This is a genomic window from Paenibacillus sp. JCM 10914 (genome assembly GCF_001315105.1).
In the GTDB taxonomy this organism is placed as follows: domain Bacteria; phylum Bacillota; class Bacilli; order Paenibacillales; family Paenibacillaceae; genus Paenibacillus_AQ.
Window position 1 is genome coordinate 434,015 of sequence record NZ_BAZR01000001.1, and the last position, 21,687, is coordinate 455,701.

At 53.2% G+C, this 21,687-nt stretch carries 21 protein-coding genes and 3 pseudogenes; 10 read left to right on the forward strand and 14 right to left on the reverse strand.

The window, feature by feature from the left end; translation table 11 throughout:
• Positions 1-44: 44 nt before the first annotated feature.
• From JCM10914_RS01985 to JCM10914_RS29615, 7 genes are all read right to left on the reverse strand, one after another.
• The gene (locus JCM10914_RS01985) at positions 45-2,630 is read right to left on the reverse strand and encodes a glycoside hydrolase (protein WP_231638451.1); all 2,586 of its coding nucleotides are present in this window, start codon (positions 2,628-2,630) and stop codon (positions 45-47) included.
• The gene (locus JCM10914_RS29590) at positions 2,545-3,099 is read right to left on the reverse strand and encodes an ROK family protein (protein ID WP_023956793.1); all 555 of its coding nucleotides are present in this window, start codon (positions 3,097-3,099) and stop codon (positions 2,545-2,547) included. The genes JCM10914_RS01985 and JCM10914_RS29590 overlap by 86 nt, the downstream gene beginning before the upstream one ends.
• A gap of 43 nt (positions 3,100-3,142) precedes the next feature.
• Entirely contained in the window at positions 3,143-3,475 is a 333-nt protein-coding gene (locus JCM10914_RS29595; protein WP_023956795.1) for a hypothetical protein, read from the reverse strand.
• A 67-nt stretch (positions 3,476-3,542) separates the two neighbouring features.
• The gene (locus JCM10914_RS29600) at positions 3,543-4,226 is read right to left on the reverse strand and encodes a mannose-6-phosphate isomerase class I (RefSeq protein ID WP_023956797.1); all 684 of its coding nucleotides are present in this window, start codon (positions 4,224-4,226) and stop codon (positions 3,543-3,545) included.
• 23 nt (positions 4,227-4,249) lie between these two features.
• The gene (locus JCM10914_RS29605) at positions 4,250-5,407 is read right to left on the reverse strand and encodes a hypothetical protein (protein WP_023956799.1); all 1,158 of its coding nucleotides are present in this window, start codon (positions 5,405-5,407) and stop codon (positions 4,250-4,252) included.
• Between the two features lie 121 nt (positions 5,408-5,528).
• Positions 5,529-6,074, reverse strand: a complete 546-nt coding sequence (locus JCM10914_RS29610; RefSeq protein WP_231638452.1) for a helix-turn-helix domain-containing protein — start codon at positions 6,072-6,074, stop codon at positions 5,529-5,531.
• A 17-nt stretch (positions 6,075-6,091) separates the two neighbouring features.
• Positions 6,092-6,460 carry an AraC family ligand binding domain-containing protein gene (locus JCM10914_RS29615; RefSeq protein ID WP_023956803.1) on the reverse strand — a complete coding sequence of 123 codons (369 nt, stop codon included), beginning with the start codon at positions 6,458-6,460 and terminating at the stop codon, positions 6,092-6,094.
• A gap of 148 nt (positions 6,461-6,608) precedes the next feature.
• On the opposite strand from JCM10914_RS29615, the gene JCM10914_RS02005 reads away from it, so the two are divergent.
• Entirely contained in the window at positions 6,609-7,418 is an 810-nt protein-coding gene (locus tag JCM10914_RS02005) for a dienelactone hydrolase family protein (protein WP_023956805.1), read from the forward strand.
• A gap of 22 nt (positions 7,419-7,440) precedes the next feature.
• On the opposite strand, the gene JCM10914_RS29620 is transcribed toward JCM10914_RS02005, so the two are convergent.
• Positions 7,441-7,596, reverse strand: coding sequence for a hypothetical protein (locus tag JCM10914_RS29620; RefSeq protein WP_231638453.1), 156 nt, complete (start codon positions 7,594-7,596; stop codon positions 7,441-7,443).
• A 77-nt stretch (positions 7,597-7,673) separates the two neighbouring features.
• Between JCM10914_RS29620 and JCM10914_RS02010 the strand changes: the two genes are divergently transcribed.
• The 4 genes from JCM10914_RS02010 (at position 7,674) to JCM10914_RS02020 (ending at position 9,806) form a co-directional block, all read left to right on the forward strand.
• The gene (locus tag JCM10914_RS02010; RefSeq protein WP_023956807.1) at positions 7,674-8,393 is read left to right on the forward strand and encodes a Gfo/Idh/MocA family protein; all 720 of its coding nucleotides are present in this window, start codon (positions 7,674-7,676) and stop codon (positions 8,391-8,393) included.
• Entirely contained in the window at positions 8,390-8,647 is a 258-nt protein-coding gene (locus JCM10914_RS31630) for a hypothetical protein (protein WP_023956809.1), read from the forward strand. Before JCM10914_RS02010 ends, JCM10914_RS31630 begins: the two co-directional genes overlap by 4 nt.
• Positions 8,648-8,908: 261 nt before the next feature.
• The gene (locus JCM10914_RS02015) at positions 8,909-9,499 is read left to right on the forward strand and encodes a YdhK family protein (protein ID WP_023956811.1); all 591 of its coding nucleotides are present in this window, start codon (positions 8,909-8,911) and stop codon (positions 9,497-9,499) included.
• Between the two features lie 70 nt (positions 9,500-9,569).
• Positions 9,570-9,806 carry a hypothetical protein gene (locus tag JCM10914_RS02020; protein WP_023956813.1) on the forward strand — a complete coding sequence of 79 codons (237 nt, stop codon included), beginning with the start codon at positions 9,570-9,572 and terminating at the stop codon, positions 9,804-9,806.
• A gap of 95 nt (positions 9,807-9,901) precedes the next feature.
• Here JCM10914_RS02020 and JCM10914_RS02025 read toward each other — a convergent pair.
• A pseudogene (locus JCM10914_RS02025) lies at positions 9,902-10,809 on the reverse strand (TIGR01777 family oxidoreductase).
• A 207-nt stretch (positions 10,810-11,016) separates the two neighbouring features.
• On the opposite strand from JCM10914_RS02025, the gene JCM10914_RS28735 reads away from it, so the two are divergent.
• Complete coding sequence (locus JCM10914_RS28735; protein ID WP_023956817.1) at positions 11,017-11,289, forward strand: hypothetical protein; 273 nt, start codon at positions 11,017-11,019, stop codon at positions 11,287-11,289.
• Positions 11,229-13,487, forward strand: a complete 2,259-nt coding sequence (locus JCM10914_RS02035; protein WP_052019604.1) for a response regulator — start codon at positions 11,229-11,231, stop codon at positions 13,485-13,487. Before JCM10914_RS28735 ends, JCM10914_RS02035 begins: the two co-directional genes overlap by 61 nt.
• A 117-nt stretch (positions 13,488-13,604) precedes the next feature.
• Here JCM10914_RS02035 and JCM10914_RS02040 read toward each other — a convergent pair.
• The 5 genes and pseudogenes from JCM10914_RS02040 to JCM10914_RS02060 all read right to left on the reverse strand — a co-directional run bounded on the left by JCM10914_RS02040 (position 13,605) and on the right by JCM10914_RS02060 (position 19,216).
• Positions 13,605-14,796: pseudogene (locus tag JCM10914_RS02040) on the reverse strand (ornithine--oxo-acid transaminase).
• Between the two features lie 74 nt (positions 14,797-14,870).
• Positions 14,871-15,776, reverse strand: a complete 906-nt coding sequence (gene rocF / locus JCM10914_RS02045; protein ID WP_036716881.1) for an arginase — start codon at positions 15,774-15,776, stop codon at positions 14,871-14,873.
• Between the two features lie 152 nt (positions 15,777-15,928).
• Positions 15,929-17,290, reverse strand: a complete 1,362-nt coding sequence (locus tag JCM10914_RS02050) for an ABC transporter substrate-binding protein (RefSeq protein WP_036716767.1) — start codon at positions 17,288-17,290, stop codon at positions 15,929-15,931.
• A 130-nt stretch (positions 17,291-17,420) separates the two neighbouring features.
• A complete protein-coding gene (locus JCM10914_RS02055) occupies positions 17,421-18,245 on the reverse strand; it encodes a carbohydrate ABC transporter permease (RefSeq protein WP_023956829.1) in 825 nt (274 codons plus the stop codon).
• Complete coding sequence (locus JCM10914_RS02060) at positions 18,242-19,216, reverse strand: carbohydrate ABC transporter permease (protein WP_023956831.1); 975 nt, start codon at positions 19,214-19,216, stop codon at positions 18,242-18,244. Before JCM10914_RS02060 ends, JCM10914_RS02055 begins: the two co-directional genes overlap by 4 nt.
• Positions 19,217-19,416: 200 nt before the next feature.
• Between JCM10914_RS02060 and JCM10914_RS02065 the strand changes: the two genes are divergently transcribed.
• The 3 genes and pseudogenes from JCM10914_RS02065 to rbsD all read left to right on the forward strand — a co-directional run bounded on the left by JCM10914_RS02065 (position 19,417) and on the right by rbsD (position 21,679).
• A complete protein-coding gene (locus tag JCM10914_RS02065) occupies positions 19,417-20,400 on the forward strand; it encodes a LacI family DNA-binding transcriptional regulator (RefSeq protein ID WP_023956833.1) in 984 nt (327 codons plus the stop codon).
• Positions 20,400-21,277: pseudogene (gene rbsK, locus JCM10914_RS02070) on the forward strand (ribokinase). Before JCM10914_RS02065 ends, rbsK begins: the two are co-directional and overlap by 1 nt.
• Positions 21,278-21,280: 3 nt before the next feature.
• Positions 21,281-21,679 (forward strand): D-ribose pyranase, encoded by a 399-nt coding sequence (gene rbsD, locus JCM10914_RS02075; protein ID WP_023956837.1) that lies wholly within the window; start codon positions 21,281-21,283, stop codon positions 21,677-21,679.
• The last annotated feature ends 8 nt before the right edge of the window (positions 21,680-21,687 follow it).

Genomic DNA, 21,687 nt, shown 5'->3' on the forward strand with positions numbered 1-21,687 from the left:
TGTCGTTGAGATATATAGCATGAGACCGTTGCGGGCCTTATGGATCATCGTATTCGATGAACCGTAAATTGCCCTGTGGAAGCGTGCAGGCTGTTCGCCGCTTCCTGGGGATCGAGCTGGTGATGACGCTCCAGCGCATAACGGAATTCGTAGAAGCCGCCAAGCGTGGCCTTGAAGTTGGTCTCCCAGTAGTTGGTTAGGATCCATGCATGCGCAGACGGGCGACTATCCGCCGCTTGCATGGTGTGAAGCTGCCGCGGCATATGTGCAAGCGTTCCGAGCTGCACGAGCGGCGTATCCGTCATGGACAGAGTCAGGACCTCCCGCTCCTGAGGCGAATGCCAGAAGATGCCTTCCTGCACGCTTGTGTAATCGAGACATGTCCCCGGAATTTGATCTTTCCACGGGCGCACTAGACTTCCGGCTTTTTCTACATACAGCTCGGCATCGCTGCCTAGCCCAAACGGCAGCGCCACATACACGTTCTCTGGCAGCCAGACGCTATCCTTGTGGAAGCGAACGGATACTTCAGCTCGCGCTTGATGTGCAAACAGCTTGATGTGCAGGGCATAGTAGCTGAGCCCCTTCACCTCATAGATCAGCTCGACCAGCGCGAAGAGCGGACCGTTGTCCAGCACGTTTACGCGGGTCAGGCGTCCGGCATCCCGCTGGACGTCCAGGCCCTTACGGTTGCGTCCCATCCGGCGGCGGGTGGAGCATACTTGCGCAGGGTCGGTTTCATCCTGTGCGGGCGTAACCTCATAGATTGGCGTGAACGGTCCATGCTCGCGCGTGTCGTCCAGCAGATCGATCGAGCGCGTCTTGTCGATCCAGGCCGTGATTCCCGTCGGGATCGCCCATTCAATCCGAAATGCTGCCGATTCAATTGAACGCTGGCCCACAACAATAGGATGAGCCGAAGGCAAGCGCTCGATGTCGTCGATCCCTTCACAAGCGATCGGCTCGGTATTGCGTGCCGTCACCATCGCTGTGGCAAGGGAGGACGGATCAGACGATTCGAGCGGACGGATAAACAGAACGCGAGCCTCGCCTGCTGCAAGTGCAAGTTCGGTCACGAGCGCCCCGGTATGCGTCAATTGATAGGGCAGGGGTTGCCCGGTTGATTCATCTATAAGCTCAAAGCGATTCCTCAAGATGACGTGCTCCCAGCCATCCAAGGGGACGATGACCTGCAATGCGGCTGGCGCGGGCTCCGTATTAATCACCTCATACCGCAGCGGACGGTGGGGAGCCAGAAGCGCGCCGCGACGGGCCACGAGCACCTGATCCAGCGCTTGATGAGCCAGCTTGCTGGCCTCGGCGGCATAGGCTTGCTTGCGAACTTCCAGCATTTGAACTTGTGGATGCCAAGGCTCATATACGGAGGAATGATAACCCCACGTATGTTCCGCGTACATGGTCAGAGCCTGCGCAGTCTCCTCGATCGCTGCAGGGCTTGCCGTTTGCTGGCCGGGATCGAGCCGTTTGACCTTGCGCAGCGTGCGCTGCGCGTCCCGGTAAATCTGGGTGTGCATGGCGGTGGAGGCCACGCCGTCCGTCCACCAGTCCGGCCAGTCGCCTCGGTGTACAGGAAGCGAGGATAAGTCCTCTTGCTTCAACACCGCAAAAAACTCGGACAGAGTAGCCATCTTAATCGTGATTCGGTCACCGTATAACTCGTTCCACTCCGTGATCCATTCGGCGATATCCGCATTGGGGGAAGCGTTGTCGGTTCCGAGCCCGGATACCATGACCGGAACGAAGGAGTACGGATAGGACTCCTGCTCCAAATTCCATAGATAGCGGTTAATTCGGATCGCGGCAATGTCGTTATGACGCTGCTCAGGTTCCATCAATTGATGCTGCAGTTCATCCTTGATGATGTATTTCCCGAGTGCCTTGGGGCAGAATCCGAGTTCGTTGCCGAACATATAATGCTCGCCGTTCCAGACCAGCAGCTTGCCGCCCTCCGGGCTTTCCCACCAGAAGGGAGTCTGCTTGCGCCCTAGCGGATACATGCCGTGATGCGTATGGATGCAGGAGAACAGATGCTCAATGTTATTGCGCAGCAGGCTGTCCGCATATCCCCAGCTGTAGCCGTTGATATCGGCGGTCATGGCGCTATCGATCCGATGTCCGAACGTATTCGCGTATTTCTGGGCTTTGCCGTGATTGCGCAGCAACAGGTCAAAATCCGGCAGTTCGGTCATGTTCAGATAGGTTCCGGATAGTTCGACATCTCCCCGGAGGACGGCTTGTTGAAACGCTTCTGTCTCTTCAGGCGTAGCGGCTGCGAGAAATTTCTCTACCGCCCAGAACGTCTCGCAGGTCCAGCGAAATGAACGCCATTCCGGACGATCTCCGCGATGTGCAGCTTCCGTAATATCCAGTGCTTGGCGAATAAAATCTACGTGGTACTGCTCGATTCGCTCCTGGCGTTCAGTATAGCCGATATCCGTGTGGGAATGGTGAATGGCATAGATCGTCCAGGGACGAGTGGTTGATGATCGCCTTGATTTGATGCATTCATACAGTAATAGCCTCCTATTTATTGAATAATGGGACGTATGGCTCGTTCTCCATATCGCCGAATAGTTGCTCGATGCCCATAAAAACAGTAGACATTCCATCCTGATCGAGACAGTGCACAGGAATGGCATGTTCGCCTAAAGCCTGACTTAATGACTGATCCCATAAGGGCAAGCTGCGCGAGATTTGTCCACCTAGTATCAAGCGGCTGGGTCCGAATTCGGATATATAAGGCAGCAGCATCTCGCCCATTCTCCTGCCATACGTTCGGAATAGTTCTAATCGGCTTGTGTCACCGCCTGCAGCGGTTGCCGCCAGATCGACGACATCAACTCCTTCTGTCAGCAATCCCCGCTCGGAGGCCAGCTTCAGAATGCCCCTTCTTCCGAAATAGCTGTCCACGATCCCTTCCTCGAAAGGCTCGGCGAACAGCATCCCACTGGATGGAATCCCTTTCCGGCCGCTTACGATTCGTCCATGCTCGATAAAGGCGGACCCGAGGCCGGTGCCAAGCGTCAGGCAGATCAAGCGCTCCGACGGGAAGCGAAGACCAGCTCCAAGTCCGAACATGAAGCGTCGTTGCCGAACCGAATATCGGCGCCAGCAAGATGGTTCAGCATGATATCTGCTTGACGCGAGCCCAGAAGCCGGAACTGCGAGCGGAGCAGGTCACGGACCGACAGCCGTATAGAGACTCATATTTGCCAACATCCTTAAGCAGCGCGATGCCCTCCCGGTAATCGAACGGACCGGGAACGGCCAATCCGATTCGTACGCGATCGCGATCATCTAACTTCCTGCAAGTGGAGTCATAATCGGTCAGCAGTTCATGGCAAACGGCGGCAAAGCCCTCGATGATTTTGACAGCCGAGTCTTGAGCGTTCGCTGGCTGCGTACGGAACGAGCCCGGAATAAGTTGACCGTTCACAAGAAGTGCCGCCTTCAAGACGGTGCCCCCTGCATCGAGGGCGATGGTGATAGAGGGGCGGGACGGCATGGCTCCAAGATGTGCCCTAGGATCGTCTCGCATCGAAGCCTTCACCATCCATTCCGGATTTCATGGCGGGCGGGAGTAATGGCTGGTTCCAGTCTGGATTGACCCTCGCTGCGATCAGCTTGCACGGCGACCCGGACAAATTCTCCAAGCGATATGGGCCGATGCAGGCCGGTATAATATAAGACTCCGCATAACCCCATTCAACGGCAGCGCCCCCCGCTTCCGGTATAAGGCGGACGCGGTCGCCTTCAACCAGGTTGTACATCACGAATTCTCCACGGGTGTCACCCCTCCACGTATCATGCAGGGACAGCCTGGACACCTGAAAGAGCAGGTCATCGCGTTGACCGAGCAGTTCCAACGTGTTGCCGGCCTGACGTTCAATCACCGTGGGGCGAGCGATCAGTCCGTTGACGACGGCAGACGTGTTCATGGCGTCATTCACGTTGTGACGCGCATGCTCGGGATTCATTGGGCGGGGCTTGCCGTCTCCGTCAAGTCGCAAATAATCGTAGATCTTGAACGTGAACCACCAGGTGGTGGACGAGATTTCGAGCACCAGATTATTTATGCCCGAGGCATGCACCGTGCCCGGCGGGATCAGATAGAGATCGCCCGGCTGCGTCTCATACTCGTTCACATAAGAAGAGAGGACCAGCGGCTCCTCGTGAAGGTGGGCATGCGCAGCAGCATCCAGCAATTGCGCACCCGTTGTTTTTTCCTTCAGCCCAAATATACCTTGGCGCCTGGAGCATTCCGCATAATGTAATAGGATTCTTGCTGTGTCATATGTTCATTGAATGTCGATTCCGCATAGGATTGCAGTGGATGCACCTGAAGCGACAGGTTGCCGCCTTGGATCGTATCCAGATAGTCAAAGCGGATCGGAAAATAATGCCCGAATAACTCGACGTTCCGGCGTCCCAAAATCTCCAGCGGCGAGGCTTCCATTAACAGCGTAAATGGAACTTCCAGCGTTACATGCTGAACGTGCAGCAGCAGGGTGTTCTCCGGCGCGATCGGCTCGAAGCTCCAGGCGCAGTTGGGCCATGCCTCCGGCAGTTCACACAGCTCTTTCAGATATTGTCCGCCCCAGATGCCGGGCGCGAAGAAGGGCTTCACCCGAAACGGCTGTTGGGCGGCTTTGTTTAGCACTGCAGCCAGGCACGAGGCGGATAACCATATAGGTTCATGCGAACGGTTGAGATCGATGTAGTAGGCCTGTTGATCCGAACGGTTGCCGTGGATGGATAACCAGTCGCGGCGGTACGTCTCCCAGACCGGCCATTCGAGAAACAGGCAGTTCTTGTAGGTTTCGACCTTATCATGAGAGACGCCAAAACCGAAGCTTCCCATATGCTCCGCATGTCGTCGCTGCTGGTTCTCACGCGAATAATCGGCGTAGAACGCAAGATCGGGCTCCCTGTGGGCGAGCATATAAGCACCGGGTCCGTGCAATACGTGAATTCCGCCGTTCGACTCGGCTGCAAGCGCGCTTGCTCTCAGGGCTTGACGTGCATCCTGCCGGAAATATTGCAAGGGATGAACATCGGACGCTTTATAGCCGAACGCCCGGTTATCGGTTAGATAGCGTGCCATCTCTGCGCGGAGTTCTGCTTCTGGTTTGACATGGCTTGATGTGGAGTCACATGTGAGTGTGATCCCATCTTGATCGCATTGCTGCCGAAGCTTGGTCAGCAAGCCGTCGAGGTCTGCGCCGTGCGTTCCATCGAGCGTGATGAATAATCCGCGCTGATCCTGCTGGTAGATGGAGTGGATGAGGGAGTGCAACGAGCGGATCCCCTTGTTCATAAATACAGGTTCGTGAGAAAAGTCTACATGATTGATCGGATGGGTCTGAAAGGCATTGGCCTTAGTCATGGATGGAGGCATCCTCTTCGGAAGTCTTGTTACGATTCCATTGTAGAAGTACAGGGGAGGATGCGTCTTTATAGAAAGAGGAAGTGTTTTTGTACGATCAGGACATGGATTATAAAGGAATTCAGAGCTCGGAATCAGAGCGGCCTTCAGAGAATTGCGAGCGACGGAAGCGGGCAGGAGTTACGCCCAGCTTGGAGGTGAACACCCGGGTAAAGTAGTGAACGGACTCGAAGCCGCTCAGAGCCGCAATCTCTTTGATCTCCCGATCCGAATGCAGGAGCAGATGCTTAGCCATCTGCACACGCTGTTCCTGTACATAATGGACAAAGGATTGATGTCCGTATGTGCGGAACAGACGCGTCAAATGTCGCGTCGTGATGTGAAGATGGCCCGCCACACGCTCCAGCGATAACGGTTCGGGAAGATTGTCCTTGATGAACAGCGCAGCTTGGTGAAACAGCGAGTTTCCTTCATCAGGGGCTTTGGCTCCTTGCGGCTCTTGATAGAAACCAGGACCATGGGCAGACAGAATGGAGAGAATCAGCGATACAGCTATGCTGCTCGGCACATGCGGCGGATAGGGAGCATTCGAATGTCCGGCTTGAAAGAGCGAAAGCAGTGAAAGCCAGAGCAGCCCAGGGGGCTGCTCTGCGCCCTCCTCTAGCACCGGGATGCCTTGTCGGGCTAGTGTACGAAATGCCGCCGCATACGACTCGCTGCTTGCGGATTCGTCCAGTTCAAAGGCGACGTAGCATAAGGATAAGCCTCCTGGCTGCGAATCTCGTGCTGAACGCCTGGTCTGGACAGGAACAAGGTTCCGGGATGGAGTTCGAATTCTGTCTCTTGCTCGATGTAGGTGCCGTCGCCCGTAAGCACATAACAAGCTTCGAAGAAAGAGTGTCTGTGCTCGGTATTGTCGAAGTGACGCGGCATAAATCCCCAGTAGTGCACCACAATTGCAAGATCGGGTTGCTCCATGCGAGTTATGGCACGGTTCAGAACGGAATTGGCGCGTTTGAATAATGGAATAAACGATCGGTGATGAATCAGCATCGGAGCGTAGTCTCCCCTTTGGCATATAGACTTTCAGCGGAATGGATACCTCTCTAGTATATATCATGTTCCCTCAATGCAAGAGGGAATGGGGCAAACATGTCGAATATAAACCGTACTTGTTGTTTCATATCAGGGAGGGAGAGGCATGGGAGCGATGGATCGCTTTCTGGAGAAGCTGTACGATTCCACGGACCATTGCCGGGGCAGCTTGAGCGGCTTGCGCGATGTACAGGAGCGAACACGGGTAATCAGGCGTCAGTTGGAGGGTGCATTGGGAGATTTCGGTTTCGCTCATCGGCAGCCAGATCATCTCGGGGAACAGATCGAGCATACCGTTCTGGAAGACCATATTCGCGAACGGATGATCTTCCAACTGGGTGATGAACTGTCTGTTCCGGTATATGTCTTGACGCCTCGCCAGCATTCGGGGCCGCTGCCTGCCGTGCTTGCTCTGCATGGGCACGGTTATGGCAGTAAAGAGATCGTCGGACTGGCGCCGGACGGTACTGCCGATACGGCCGCGACCGGCATTCATCAGCATTTTGCCATTCAGCTTGTGCGGCGCGGGATGAAGGTGTTCGCACCGGAGCTTGCCGGATTCGGAGAGCGCCGATTGGCACGTGATTATGCCGAAGCAAAGCCGTGCTCTTGCAACACGTTGTCCCGGCATCTGATAATGACGGGACGAACCTTGGCCGGTCTTCGGGTCTATGAGGCAACCCGAATGATTGACTTGATGGCGCGGCTGCAGGACGTCGATTCGGAACGGCTTGGCCTGATGGGATTCTCTGGCGGCGGACTGGTTGCGGCGTATGCGTCCGGTCTGGAAGAACGGATAAAGCGACCGTGCTGTGCGGATTTGCCAATACGTTCAAGCATAGCATACTCGCTATGGATCATTGCATTGATAATTACGTCCCTGGTGTATTACAAATTGCGGAACTTCCCGATCTGATCGGCTGATAGCGCCGCGGAACCTATTCATCGAATCCGGGGTACATGATCCGATCTTTCCGCTGGCAGGCGTTCATGCCGCGATCGGCAGTCTCGAACGGACGTACGGGGCGTGGCAATCGCTGCACCATTTTAGCTTCGATCTGTTTGAAGGAGGTCATGAAATCAACGGACGCCATGCGTACGATTGGCTCAAGCAATCATTGAATGTTTAATCCGAATCCGATCTTATTCTAGTGACAGGGAGGTTCTTAATATGAGTTTAAAGGTAGCCATCATCGGAACCGGTTGGTTCAGTAAGGTCCATGCCGATATTATATCTGGGATGGAGGGCGTGACATTGGCCGCATTCGTAGGAACAAGCGAGGTGAAGGCAGAGAATGCGGCAAGAAATTATGCAACAGCGAAAGGATATGACGAAGTCGAGCAGATGTTGGATGAAATAAAACCGGATGCGGTTTACGTCTGTGTGCCGCCTTTTGCGCATGGCGCGATCGAGACCAGTCTGGTAGAACGAAACATTCCGTTTCTCGTGGAAAAACCGCTTGCCACGGGCATGGAAGTCCCAACGAAGATTAACCAGGAAGTGAGCCGGACCGGATTGATCACTTCCGTAGGATATCATTTCCGCTATACCGATGCCGCAGTGAAAGCTGCCGACATTTTGAAGGAGCGCAAGGCAGGTATGGCGCTCGGCTACTGGATGGGAGATATGCCGCAGGTTTCCTGGTGGAGGAAGCAAGAAGGCTCGGGCGGACAGTTCATCGAGCAGACGACGCATATCGTGGACTTGCTGCGCTGCTTGCTGGGCGAGGTGGAAGAAGTGTATGCGGCATTTGCTCATAGAGCGATGAAAGGTCAGGTTGAAGGTGTCACCGTTCACGATGTGGGCACCGTGACCATGAAGCTGCGAAGCGGGGCGGTGGCTACCATCTCCAATACTTGCATCCTCCCTGAGGGTGGGCAGGTCGGTTGACGGTCTACACCGACCAGGGGAGCGTCGAGGTGAATCCGAACAAGCTGATCGTTAGAGACAAAGGGAGCTTGGCAGAATTCCGCAATGCCGCCAACCCGTATCAGCAGGAGAATGAGGCGTTTATTCATGCGGTCCGAACAGGCGACGTTTCAGGCATACGCTCGACCTATGAAGATGGCTTCAAGACGATGGAGGTAACGTATGCCGCGCTCCGTTCGGCGGAGACGGGATTGCCGATCCGAATAGGATCATGACGTCTATCAGACTCGATAGTGCTTATGGTAACGGGCAGGAGTAAGCGAGGGTCCCAAGGTAATCAAAGCGGTTGTAGAGATATAAGATTGTGCAGAGCGGGCTGTTCCTGGCTGATATCCGGGTGCGGCCTTTTGGTTATGTCTGCTGAAAAAGGGGAGAGACTGATAGGATAGGACGACTTGGCCGAGGCTACATAGAATCTTCACAACATAGTGATAAGCTGGAGCCAATCTATCACATTAGTAAAGGAGATATGAACGATGAGGAACAAACATAAGTTGAAATTTAAAGTCATCACCATGGCCGTAATCGCTTCGTTGGTGCTGGTATTGGCAGCTTGCGAGAGCTCAAACCAGGAGGAAGCAGTAAGTACAGGGGGGACGGAGCATTCGGAGGGCACGGATCATAGCGGTATGAATCATTCGGGCTCGGGAGAAGTGCCTGAGGGATTAAAGAAAGCGGCCCATCCAACGTACGCCGTAGGCTCAAACGCAATCATGGAAGCCGATCACATGCCCGGCATGAAGGGAGCGGAAGCTACGATTGTCGGTGCATATGATACCACGGTATATATGATCTCGTATAAGCCGACCCATGGCGGACCCGAAGTGAAGAACCATAAATGGGTTATACACGAAGAGCTGCAGAATCCAGGGGAAACGCCGCTCCCAACTGGAACAAAGGTGGTCGTTGAAGCCGACCATATGGAGGGCATGCAAGGGGCGACCACCGTGATCGATAGTGCGGAGCAAACGACGGTGTACATGGTAGACTATTCCTCAACCACAGACGGAAAAGAAGTCACGAACCACAAGTGGGTAACGGAAAGCGAGCTGACACCCGTACCATAATCGGCATGATGGGCTGCTGTCATGATCTGTTATAATAGATGAACGTTCAATAGAAAGGAAGAATGAAGGCATGGCGTTCAGTGCGCAGCAGGTAGCCGAATGGATGGTCGAGGAAATCCGCTTCACGGGAAATTTATATCAAACCGAGGCGATTAGGTATGTTAGGGAGCATTTTGGCGAAGAGTTTGTATTCGTGAATGAGAATGGAAATGCTTCTCTCTCCAAGGATGTCAAGAAAGCCTTCCGCAAGCTGCACGGCGGAAGAATCGCCTGGGATCGGGACGGGTTCATGTGGGCATGGACCTAAAATAACATCACAGTATGGTAGAAAACCAACCTGCGATGTGATGGTAAGTGAGAGCCCTCTGTGTGCCATGAGAACAGAGGGCTCTTTCGCATGCCTTACCGATTCTTGAGCTCGGTAAGGGCTGCAGTGAGTGTGGGGTATGTAAATGAAAAGCCGTGGTGCAGTGCCTTATCGGGTACGATATGCTGGCCCTTCAATAAAATCATGGACATTTGCCCAACCGTTGTCCGCAGTGCAAACGCGGGAAGCGGAAACCAATGCGGACGACGGTACACCTTGGAGACGATTCTGCCAAATTCATCGTTCCTTACAGCGTGAGGGGAAGCAGCGTTGACCGCACCATGAATTTGCTCATGATGAATGCCATAGTCGATCAGCCGCACGATGTCGTCTATGTGAATCCAGGAGAGCCACTGCTGCCCGCTGCCGATGGGACCGCCTACCCCTAGCTTATAGGGCAGCAGCATTTTGGGCAGGGCACCGCCTTCGGTTCCAAGCACGACGCTGATGCGAAGCTTGATCAGGCGGTCGGTTTCGATAGACTCAGCCGCTTGTTCCCATTGCTCCACCACTTTGGAAGGGAAGTCCATTACGATCGCAGGACTCTGCTCAGTGAACACTTCATCCTCTGACGTGCCGTAGATCGCCATGGCGGATGCCTGAACGACCACGGGTGGCTTCTGCTCGAGATGGTGCATGAGTTTAGCGACTGCGGCGACGGTCTTCTTCCGGGAAGCATGATTTGCTCCTTCCGCTTCTCGGTCCAGCGCTGGCTTAGAGAAGCCCCGGCCAGATTGACCAGTGCGTCCAACCGCTCGAACCTGGCGGGGTCATGGTTCATATCATCCCATGTAACATAGGACAGGCGCACGTTATCTTCTAATCGAGTGTCCCACTCAGGGATTGATCGGGTCACGATGATAACCTCGTGCCCAAGGGTGAGCCAATAGGTTGTAAGGGCTTGGCCAATAAATCCGGTTCCTCCGCATATAGCAACTCTCAATTAATACGGCCTCCATTCCATGTGTGTTGATATCATCATAGTAAACCATTTTCGGTGTATTTAACCATGGGGCTTAGCTGATGAATAGTATATTGTCTGTCATAAGACAGGATATGGAAGAATCAGCCATGATTTCATTGGCGCTTTATCGAATGTATGCTAAATTTGAGTGAGCAATGCAGAGCGTATTACGAGAGGTTGTGTAAGGTGGAACGTTTCGACTCGGATCCAAAGCTGTATCGCAGCCTGGATGATGCCGCTGGGCATATCCTTTCTATGATCAGCCAGATCATTCACGTGAATACATTGTTCGTAGCCAGCAATGATAAAGTCACGAATACGATTTTTAAGGTGTTTAATCGGCAGGAGCAACTGATCCAGGAGGGCGTAGCCTGCCATATGAACAGACGTACTGCAGTTTGGTTATTGAGAAAGGCGCTAAGCCTCTCATTATTGAAGATACAGCGCAACACCCTTTGACATGCGGCATGGAGGTGACCGGAAATCTGGGCGGCTGCTCATTCATCGGCGTTCCGATCTGGCGGAGTAACGGCGAGATCTTCGGGACAGTCTGTGCCATGGACCGTGAGCCATATACGTATACTGAACGCGAGATCAATCTGCTGAACTCGATGGCGACCTTCCTGTCTTATGTCGTGGAGCTCGAAACCTCTGTGATGACACTGCAAGCGGCAGAGGAGGAGCTGATCCAGGCGAAGGAAGCAGCCGAGCAGGCAGCGCAAGCCAAGACGGATTTTCTGGCGCTGATGAGTCATGAGATCCGCACGCCGATGAACGGCATTATGGGCATGACCAGTCTGTTGCAGGAAACGGAGCTCACGACTGAACAACGGGAGTATACCGAGACGATTCGGGGGAGTAATGAGTCACTGCTCTCTATTTTGAATGATATTTTAGATTTCTCCAAGATGGAATCAGGCAAAATGGCGCTCGAGCACCAGCCATATGAGTTACAGTCGTGCATCGAAGATATCCTGGATTTATTCGCTCACAAGGCACTTTCGAAAAACGTGGAGTTATTATCCTATATTGATCCAAACATTCCGCCATTCCTGGTGGGCGATGTGACGCGGATGCGCCAAGTGCTCGTGAATCTCATCGGCAATGCTGTCAAGTTTACGAACACGGGTGAAATTGTCGTTTCGGCTTACCAACGTCCGCTCGCAGGCAATTCATCCTTATTTGAATTATACGTAACCGTTCAGGATACGGGAATCGGGATTTCGGAAGAGAAACAGCATCAGCTCTTCCAATCGTTCTCCCAGGCGCATGCACCTGAGGTGATCAGCCAATATGGCGGGACTGGACTCGGGCTTGCCATTTGCAAACAACTGGTCGAGCTTATGGGCGGACGAATATGGGCGGAAAGCGTGGAAGCCAGCGGGACGACGTTCCATTTCACGATTACCACCGAGAGCGCGGATTTATTTCTGGAGCGAGGCAACAAGGACGCTTTGCTGCGTCAGAAGCGGGTGTTGATCGTGGACGACAACAGTACGAATCTGCGAGTGTTTAAGACGGTGCTTGAAAAATGGGGAGTGTATGCGAAAGCGACCGTATCTGCCCGGGAAGCGTTGCTATGGATCGAACAAGGGGATATCTTTGATCTGGCGATCATCGATATGCAGATGCGCGAGATGGACGGGGTCCAACTCGGTCACAACATCAGAAAGTTTCGTACGCCGGAGAGCTTGCCTATGATTATGCTCTCTTCAGTGCGATTGGATGCGCACGATATGGAGCTGGAATCGCTCTATGCGGCAGTCGTCACGAAGCCGGTACGGGAACAGCAACTGGTGGATGTCATGTTAACCAGCCTGTATGAGAACCATATGGTCCCGTCCAAGCATCGAAGTCCGTCTGTGCTGGATGCCACGCTATCCGAACGCCTTCCGCTTCGGATTTTGATCGCGGAGGATAACATGGTCAATCAGAAGTTGCTGCTGCGTATTTTGCAGAAGATGGGTTATACGGCAGACGTGGTTGGCAACGGACTGGAAGCATATCAGGCGCTGCAGAGCTGTCACTATGATCTCGTCTTTATGGACGTTCAGATGCCGGTGATGAACGGGTTCGAGGCGACCCGCATGATTCTGCAGCGAATGGAAGAAGCCAAACGCCCTGTCGTGATCGCTGTAACCGCCAATGCTCGCAGAGAGGATCGGGAACAGTGCCTGGAAGCGGGGATGAACGATTATCTCAGCAAACCGCTGCGGCTCGATGATGTGCAGCGAACCGTTGAGCATTGGGCGAGGGAAATTCGGCAGAGAGTACCTTCATCCGGCTTGGAGCAGCTCAACAACACGGATGCTGTTATCGATCTGGAGATGGTGGAGGAACTGCGCAGCCTCGATGAGAGCCAGTCCTTCTTCACAGAGTTATACGATATGTTTGATTCCGAGGCTGCCGCCTGCATTGATCAGATCCAGGAGTTGTGGAGACAACAGGACCGAACTCAGCTGTCTGCACTCGCGCACAGTTTGAAGGGAGTCAGCTTGAACGTCGGAGCTGCCAGACTCGCTCAGCTGTGCGCCCAACTGGAGAAGGAACTTAAGCATGCAGACGAGATCGACGTCATCATTCGCGAACTGCATGAGGCGTTTAAACAGACCAAGCTTCGGTTCAAACAGCTTTCCAAAGACGGTTCTATCCATTAGGGCACAGCGCTGCGAAAGCCAACTGTCGCTTGAAGTTGTAGGGACATGAACAAACATCGAAAGGTTCACATCCGCTCAAGGGCATAGGATGTGAACCTTTTTGTTATGTCATTAAACTTACTCGGTAAATACCTGCTGGACAAGCTCAAAGGCGTGTATTAATTGTGCTCGGTTGATGATGAGCGGCGGCGCGAAGCGGATAATGTGCTCATGCGTTTCCTTGCATAACAAGCCAAGCTCTTTCAGTTGCTCGCAGTAGCGTCTGGCTGGAACATGCAGCTCGACCCCGATAAATAGCCCCCGGCCTCTGACCTCTTTGATGTCAGGATGGTTCAGGGTCCGCAATTGGTCTGCGAAGTAGGCACCGAGCTCCAATGATCTTTCGGTCAGCTTCTCGTCTTCGATTACATGAATCGCAGCGATGGCTACGGCGCAGCCCAGCGGATTGCCTCCGAAGGTGGAGCCGTGAGAGCCGGGCTCGAACACACCCAGAATGTCGGCATCCGCCGCTACGGCGGAGACGGGAAGGACACCGCCACCGAGCGCTTTGCCGAGAATATACATATCCGGCGTGACGCTCTCCCAGTCGCAGGCGAAGCGTTGCCCGGTTCTACCGAAGCCGGTCTGAATTTCATCGGCGAGCAGCAGAACGTTATGACGCCGGCACAGCTCCATTGCGCCCCTTAGATATCCGTCAGGGGGATGATAATTCCGGATTCACCTTGGATGGGCTCAACGAGAAAGGCGGCAGTATTCGGGTGATGGCTTGTTCCAGCGCCTCCAGATTTCCATAGGGGATGAGCTTGAAGCCGGGTGTGAACGGACCGAATCCTTCCCGGTATTCGCTTGATGAGGAGAAGGAGGTCACGGTAATCGTGCGCCCGTGGAAATTCCCCTCACAGACGATGATCTCGGCTTGATTGGATGGTATGCCGCGCTTCTGATATGCATAGCGGCGCGCTGCCTTGAGTGCAGTCTCCACCGCTTCGGCTCCGGAGTTCATGGGAAGAATCATGCTCTTGCCTGTGAACGCGGCCAATTTCTCGTAAAATTCGCCTAATCGATCGTTGTAAAATGCACGCGAAGTGAGCGTCACCTTATCCGCTTGATCTTTCAGCGCCTGAATGATTCGTGGGTGTCGATGGCCGGCATTCAATGCTGAATAGGCGCTCAGCATATCGATATAACGTTTGCCCTCCGAATCTGTGACATGAACGCCTTCAGCTTCGGCAATCACGATCGGCAGAGGGTGATAGTTATGCGCCCCGTACTTGTCGGCTTTCTGGATATGGGATTGCGTTGAATTCATGGCATAACCTCCTTGAAGAAGTCCCAAGGAGCCCGGCAGGCAGGTAATAAAGCACCCCAGGCTCTGTATGATACCTATAGAATGCTCTCACCAAGCAGGGATCCGATTAAACCGACTAGCAGCCGGGAGGTGGTCTGTCCCCGGTCCAGCAGCGGATTATTCTCAACGAACTCGGCGGAGGATAGAATGCCGGATTCAGACAGCAGCTCCATGGCGAGATGTGCTTCCCGATAGCTGAGACCACCTTGGACCGGCGTTCCTGTTCCGGGTGCGACCTTCGGATCGATGCTATCGGTATCGAAGGAGAGATGGACGCCATCCGTGCCGGCGGAGGCAATTTCAATGGCCTCTTCCATGATCCGAAACATGCCCATACGGTCGATGTCCTGCATCGTGAAGCACGTAATGCCTTCCTTGCGGATGAAATCCCGCTCGCCTTGATCAAGGGAACGTGCTCCTACCAGCACGACGTTCTCTGGTCGAATCGTTGATTTGACGCCACCGATGGAGGTCAGTCGTACGTCGCCCCGGCCCAAACTGACGGCTAGCGACATGCCATGAATATTCCCTGAAGGGGTCGTAGCTGGCGTATTGAGGTCGGCGTGCGCATCCATCCAGATAACGCCGAGTTGGCGGTGATGCCTGGTGAGTCCGGCGAGCGTGCCGATGGCAATACTATGGTCGCCCCCAAGCACAAGCGGGAAGATGCCCGCGCTTACCTGTGTATAGATAAGTGCAGCTAGCTGCTCGTTGATCGCTACGACTTCGGTTAAGTGTTTGAGTTGAGGGGGATATGACCTGTCCTTCAACTCAGGAACGGCTGTAAGTTCTTCCACATGATATCGGATACTGAGCGCCTCAAGCTTGCGCTTGAGCCCGGCCCCATAAATCGCTTGGGGTCCCTGACTGGCACCGCGGCGGGTAGCTCCCCGGTCGAATGGCACGGATATGATGGTAACGGTGGATGGTTGATGAATCATCATGGGCTCACCTCCACTTTATTACAGTGTATTCAAGCGCCTGCATGAATGATGCGGGCGAAACCCAAAAACACCCCTTCCGTGATCGCTGGCTACAACCGTTACAAGGTTTAGCCAACGAAGGGGAAGGGGTGCCTTATCTTATCGAAGTTTTACTTTACGGTTCGATTATAGGTTTCAATCTTGGAACTGATCTCGGATGCGGCTTTATCCAGTGCTTCCTGCGGCGTTTTCGTTCCGTTCAGCACCTCTTCAATCGCTGTTTCGGTAAGCTGGCGAGCTTCAGGGAATACGCCCATAACAGCACCTTGCGTTGCCAGGTTGGCCGTTGTCTGATGCAGTTGGTCCACGGCAGTCTGGAATTGAGGGTATTTCTCCAGATTCTCCTTTACGACAGGCTCATCATACGCCTTGGTTGTAACCGGGAAGTAGCCCGTGTTCACATGCCAGTTGGCTTGGGTTTGCGGTTCGGCCAAATATTTCATGAACGTCCAGGCGGCTTGCTGTTCTGCTTCCGATTTATTATTCATCAGCCACAGGCTGGCGCCGCCGATAATAACGCCGCCGTCGCCGCCATCAGCCGGTTTGGGCAGGAAGCCGGTTCCGACTTCAAATTTGCCTTCGGCTGCGCTCACAATGCCGCGAAGCGAAGCCGTAGAGTCCAGTGTCATGGCGATTTGGCCGGCAGCAAAGGCCTTCTTGGTGTCATCCGTTTTACGTCCCAGATTCAGTACGACTTTATCGTCCAGCATTTGCTTCCACCATGCCAGCGTCTTCACGCCGGCAGCATCGTTTACCTGTGAAGCCGTTGCCGAGGAAGTACGGCCGTTGCCGTTATTAAGCAGTTCGGCTCCCTGGTTGGCCAGGAACTGTTCCATAAACCAGCCGTAGATGGCGAAAGAGGCGCCGGTTTGACTTCCGGTGGTCAATGCTTTCGCGGCCAGGGCAACTTCTTCATAGGTTTTGGGAGGATTCTCTGGATCGAGTCCGGCAGCCTTAAAGGCATCCTTGTTGTAATATAGAATCGGATTGGAAGAGTTAAACGGCATGGAATAGAGTTTGTCATCAAACGTATAGTAGTTTTTGATATTCGGCTCCAAGGAGGAGATGTCGTATTGCTCGGCGTCCATGAAGTCCTGAACCGGGCGAATCGCTTTGGTGTCCATCATGAAACGGCTGCCGATTTCATACACTTGAATCATCGTCGGCCCGCTGTTCGATCCGAGGGAAGCCTTTAGTTTGTTCAAGCTTTCATCATAGGTTCCTTGAAATACGCCTTCGACCTGAATATCTTGATGTGCAGCATTAAAATCAGAGATGAGCTTATCTGCAACGGTGCCAAGCTCTCCGCTCATGGAGTGCCACCATACGACTTTGACAGGCTCTTTCGATGGTTCATTGCCTGCGGCAGCGGTACTTTCGTTGACAACCGGTGCATTGCTGCAAGCAGCGCTTATCAGCATCAAGCAAGAAAGCAAGATCAGTGTAAAGGATCTTTTTCCAAAACGTTTCATGATCGGTTAATCTCTCCCTTTTCGAATATATAGTATGGTTAGATCTATCAGAAATTGCGAGATACGGTTATGGGTAGAACCGATTCGCAAGGCTGAATAAGCAGAGTACAGCTTGACTGGTTCTTCGAAGTCATCCCTTTAATGCGCCCGCGGTAATGCCGCGCACTAGCGGTTTCAAGCCAAGCGCTAGCAGGAGCAGGGAAGGAAGCAGCAGCAGGAGCACACCGGACAGAATCAAATTCCAGGAGTTCATCTCTTCGAACTGCAGCATGCCGATTCCGATCTGGACGGTACGCATCTCCACGCGGTTGGTGGTCAGGAGCGGCCACAGGTACATATTCCAATTATTCAGGAACGAATAGACGCCAAGTGTAGCGATGCCGGGTATGGATAACGGCAGTACCATGCTCAGGAAGATTCGCACATGGCCGCATCCGTCGACGCGGGCTGCTTCGAACAGTTCCTTCGGCAATTGCAGGAAGGTTTGTCTGAGCAAGAAGGTTCCGAAGGCGGTGGCCAGAAACGGAATGATCAACCCTTGATAGGTATCGAGCCAATTCAAGCTTTTGACCGTTAAATAATTCGGGATCATGATCACTTCCCACGGAATCATCATCGTTGCGAGAAATAAACTGAACAACAGCGTCTTTCCCGGGAACCGGAGGAAAGCGAAGGCGTAGGCCGCCAGGCTTGCCGTTACGATTTGCCCCAGCATAATTGCGACCGAGACGATCAGGCTGTTGCCGATAAAGGTCAGGACCGGAATCGTATCGATTACCTTGGCGAAGTTGGACAGATTGATCGCGTCAGGAAGCAGCGGCGGCGGATATACGGACGATTCAGCTTCGCTCATAAGCGACGTGGACAAGGTATATAGGAGCGGAAAAGCCACGACCAGCGACCCGAGAAGCAGTGCGAGGTATACAAAGCTTTTGGGCATCAGACGCATGTTCATTGATAGTGCACCTTCTTCTCCACGAATTTGAATTGGAAGACGGTCAGCAGCAGGATGATGACAAACAGTATGAGCGCTTGCGCACTGCCGATGCCGAACCGGAAATTAACAAAGGCATCCTGATAAATGTTGAAGACCATGACGTTGGTGCTGTTCATCGGACCACCCTTTGTCAGAATGTTAATCTGTCCAAACGCTTGAAAGGCGCCGATGACCGACACGACCGATGTGAAAAATAAAGTAGGGGAGATCAGCGGCATCGTAATGCGGAAGAACGTACGAAACGCTCCAGATCCGTCGATCTTCGTGCTATCGTATATATCTTCCGATACGCCCTGCATCCCGCTTAGCATCAGGATGTAATTGAAGCCGAGATTCATCCAGACGGTCATGACGGCGACAGAGATCATCGCCCATTTCGGATCGGTGAGCCATTGAATCGGCGCAGTACCGAGCAGCGACAGGAAGTAATTCAGCACACCTAAGGTCGGATGATAGAGAATCATCCAGATCATGGAGCCGGTACCGACGGAAACCGCCATTGGCAGCGAGAAGATGAAGCGGAATAGCTTCATCCCTTTCAGTTTATTATGGGTCAAGGCGGCCAACAGAATGGCGGCTGCCATACCGGTGGGAACCGTCAGTACGATAAACAGCAATGTATTGCCGAAGCTGGTATAGAACATCTCCGAGGTCAATATTTCCTTGAAATTGTCCAGTCCCACGAATTCAGCGACTCGCCCTTGCGGATCGGTCAGGAATAGGCTGAGATACAGCGATTTGAGCAGCGGGTAGAATAGAAACAGACCGAATATGAACAGAGAAGGAGCTAAGCAAGCATACGCAAGCAAAATTTCTTTGCGCTTCGTTTTTTTCATCGAGGCAGGTCGGGTTGGAGTAGAGGCAACCGCCTCATCGATGGACGGTGCTAGCGAATGCCCGGGAGAGGGCAGCGTGAATTCTTTTTCCATGTATTCGATTTCCCTCGCTTTCTGGCTTGGCCTTACAGATATGAGTATAGATAGGAGTTGTAAATTTTGATGATGGGATTTGTAAGATTACCGTAATATGTATTTGGCTAAAATATGGGAATTGATGTAGGTTGCGCATGGGGGGATGATATGATAAGGTATATCTGTAACCGGTTACACATGAATGAGGTGAGTTTTATATGTCAACCATCAAGGATGTGGCGCAGCACGCAGGGGTATCTGTGGCCACGGTCTCGAGAGTACTTAATAATAATGGATATGTACATGAAGATACACGAAATAAAGTGGAGGCTGCGATTCGTGATCTTAGCTACACACCGAACGAGGTAGCGCGATCATTATATAAACGCAAATCGAAGCTTGTCGGCTTGCTGCTGCCTGATATCATGAATCCGTATTTTCCGGAGCTTGCGCGCGGAGTGGAAGATGTGATGCAGGCCAACGATTATCGGTTAATTATTGGTAATAGTGACGAGAACAAGCAGAAGGAGATGGATTACATCCAGACCTTCATTCAAAATAACGTCGTCGGCGTCATCTCTTCGACGGATGATTCTGCGGCGGAGTTATACACCAAACTCCAATTGCCGGTTGTGTTTGTGGACCGAATGTCAGATGACCGTCCTTCCGTTTATGCTGACAGCCGTGAGGGTGGCAGAATTGCAGCACGCGAGCTGTTGCGTCGCGGTTGCCGCAGCATATCGATCATCCAAGGACCGGTGCACATCCGTACGGCCCAGGAACGTTTCGAAGGAGCGGCCGAGGCATTGTCGGCGCAAGGCGTACATTATGACGTACTGGGTACGACCTCGTTCTCCATATCCGACGCAGAGCCATCCGCCGAGGAACTGTTTCGCAAGTATCCGGATACGGACGGAATCATCGCCAGTAATGATATTATCGCATCTGCGGTGCTTGCAGAAGCCTATCGTCTGGGAAGAAGAGTACCGGATGATGTACAGATTATCGGTTTTGATAACATTTTACTTAGCAGGCTGCTGGCGCCTCCGCTATCCACGATTCATCAGCCTGCATACGACATGGGGCGTGAGGCCGCAGGAATCTTGATCAGCCTGATTGAAGGCCGAGTTCTCGAACAGAACAATATTCAATTCCCCGTGGAATTTGTTGAACGTCAATCAACCCGAAAGGTGGAATCATAATGGCAAGAATTACAGTAATCGGCAGCGCGTCTATGGATTTGGTGGTCACATCCGCCAAGCGCCCTGGCGCGGGTGAAACAGTGCTTGGCGAGAGTTTCAAGACCGTGCCAGGCGGCAAGGGAGCGAACCAAGCCGTGGCCGCAGCGCGGCTCGGAGCTGAAGTTTCGATGATCGGCTGCGTCGGCGACGATGCATTCGGTCAGGAAATTTTGAACAATTATCGCGCCAACCATGTTGTTACAGACCATGTGGAACCGGTTACAGGTATGGCGAGTGGTACAGCCCACATTATTCTGGCTGAAGGGGATAACAGTATCGTGGTCGTGAAGGCTGCCAATGATTATGTTACGCCGGACTATGTGGATCGGGCGATTGATGTGATCAAAGCTTCCGATATGGTGCTTCTTCAACAAGAGATTCCGGAGGAGACTGTGGTGCATGTTAGCCGTCTATGCGCCGAGCATCAAATACCGTTCATGCTGAATCCGGCCCCTGCTAGGGTCGTGCCTCAATCAGTCATCGATCTAGCATCGTACATTACGCCCAATGAGCATGAAGCTGCCATTATGTTCGGCGACCAGCCGCTGGATGAAGTGCTCCGGCGCTATCCGAACAAGCTGATTGTGACTGAAGGCAAGAGGGGCGTTCGTTATTACGATGGCACGCAGGAGATTGTTGTCCCAGGCTACCAGGTCGAGGTGGTGGATACGACGGGAGCTGGGGACACCTTTAACGGTGCATTTGCCGTGGCTTTGGCGGAAGGCAGGGGATTCGCGACAGCTTAAGGTTTGCGAACCGGGCGGCATCGATATCCGTTACCCAATTCGGGGCGCAAGGCGGGATGCCTTCCCGAAGCGAAGTGGAAGGGAGTCTATAGAACATGAAGAAACAAGGGATGCTGAACAGTCATATCGCGAAGGTGCTGGCAGATCTCGGTCATACCGATCAGATCGTTGTGTGCGATGTGGGTCTTCCCATTCCGCCAGGCGTTGAGAAGATCGACTTGGCCTTAACGTACGGTACGCCCAGTTTTATGGACGTCGTTGAAGCGATTGCTGATGATATGGTTGTCGAGAAGATCATAATCGCGAAGGAGATGAAATCCGAGAATAGGGAAACACTGCAATATATACATGAGCGTTTCTTGGATTGCGAAGTAGAAGCGTGGTCGCACGAGCAGCTCAAGTCACTGACGCAGCAGGCGAAGGCCGTAATCCGCACGGGGGAAGCCAAGCCGTACGCAAACTGCATTTTGCAGGCGGGTGTTCATTTTGGATGATAAGGAGG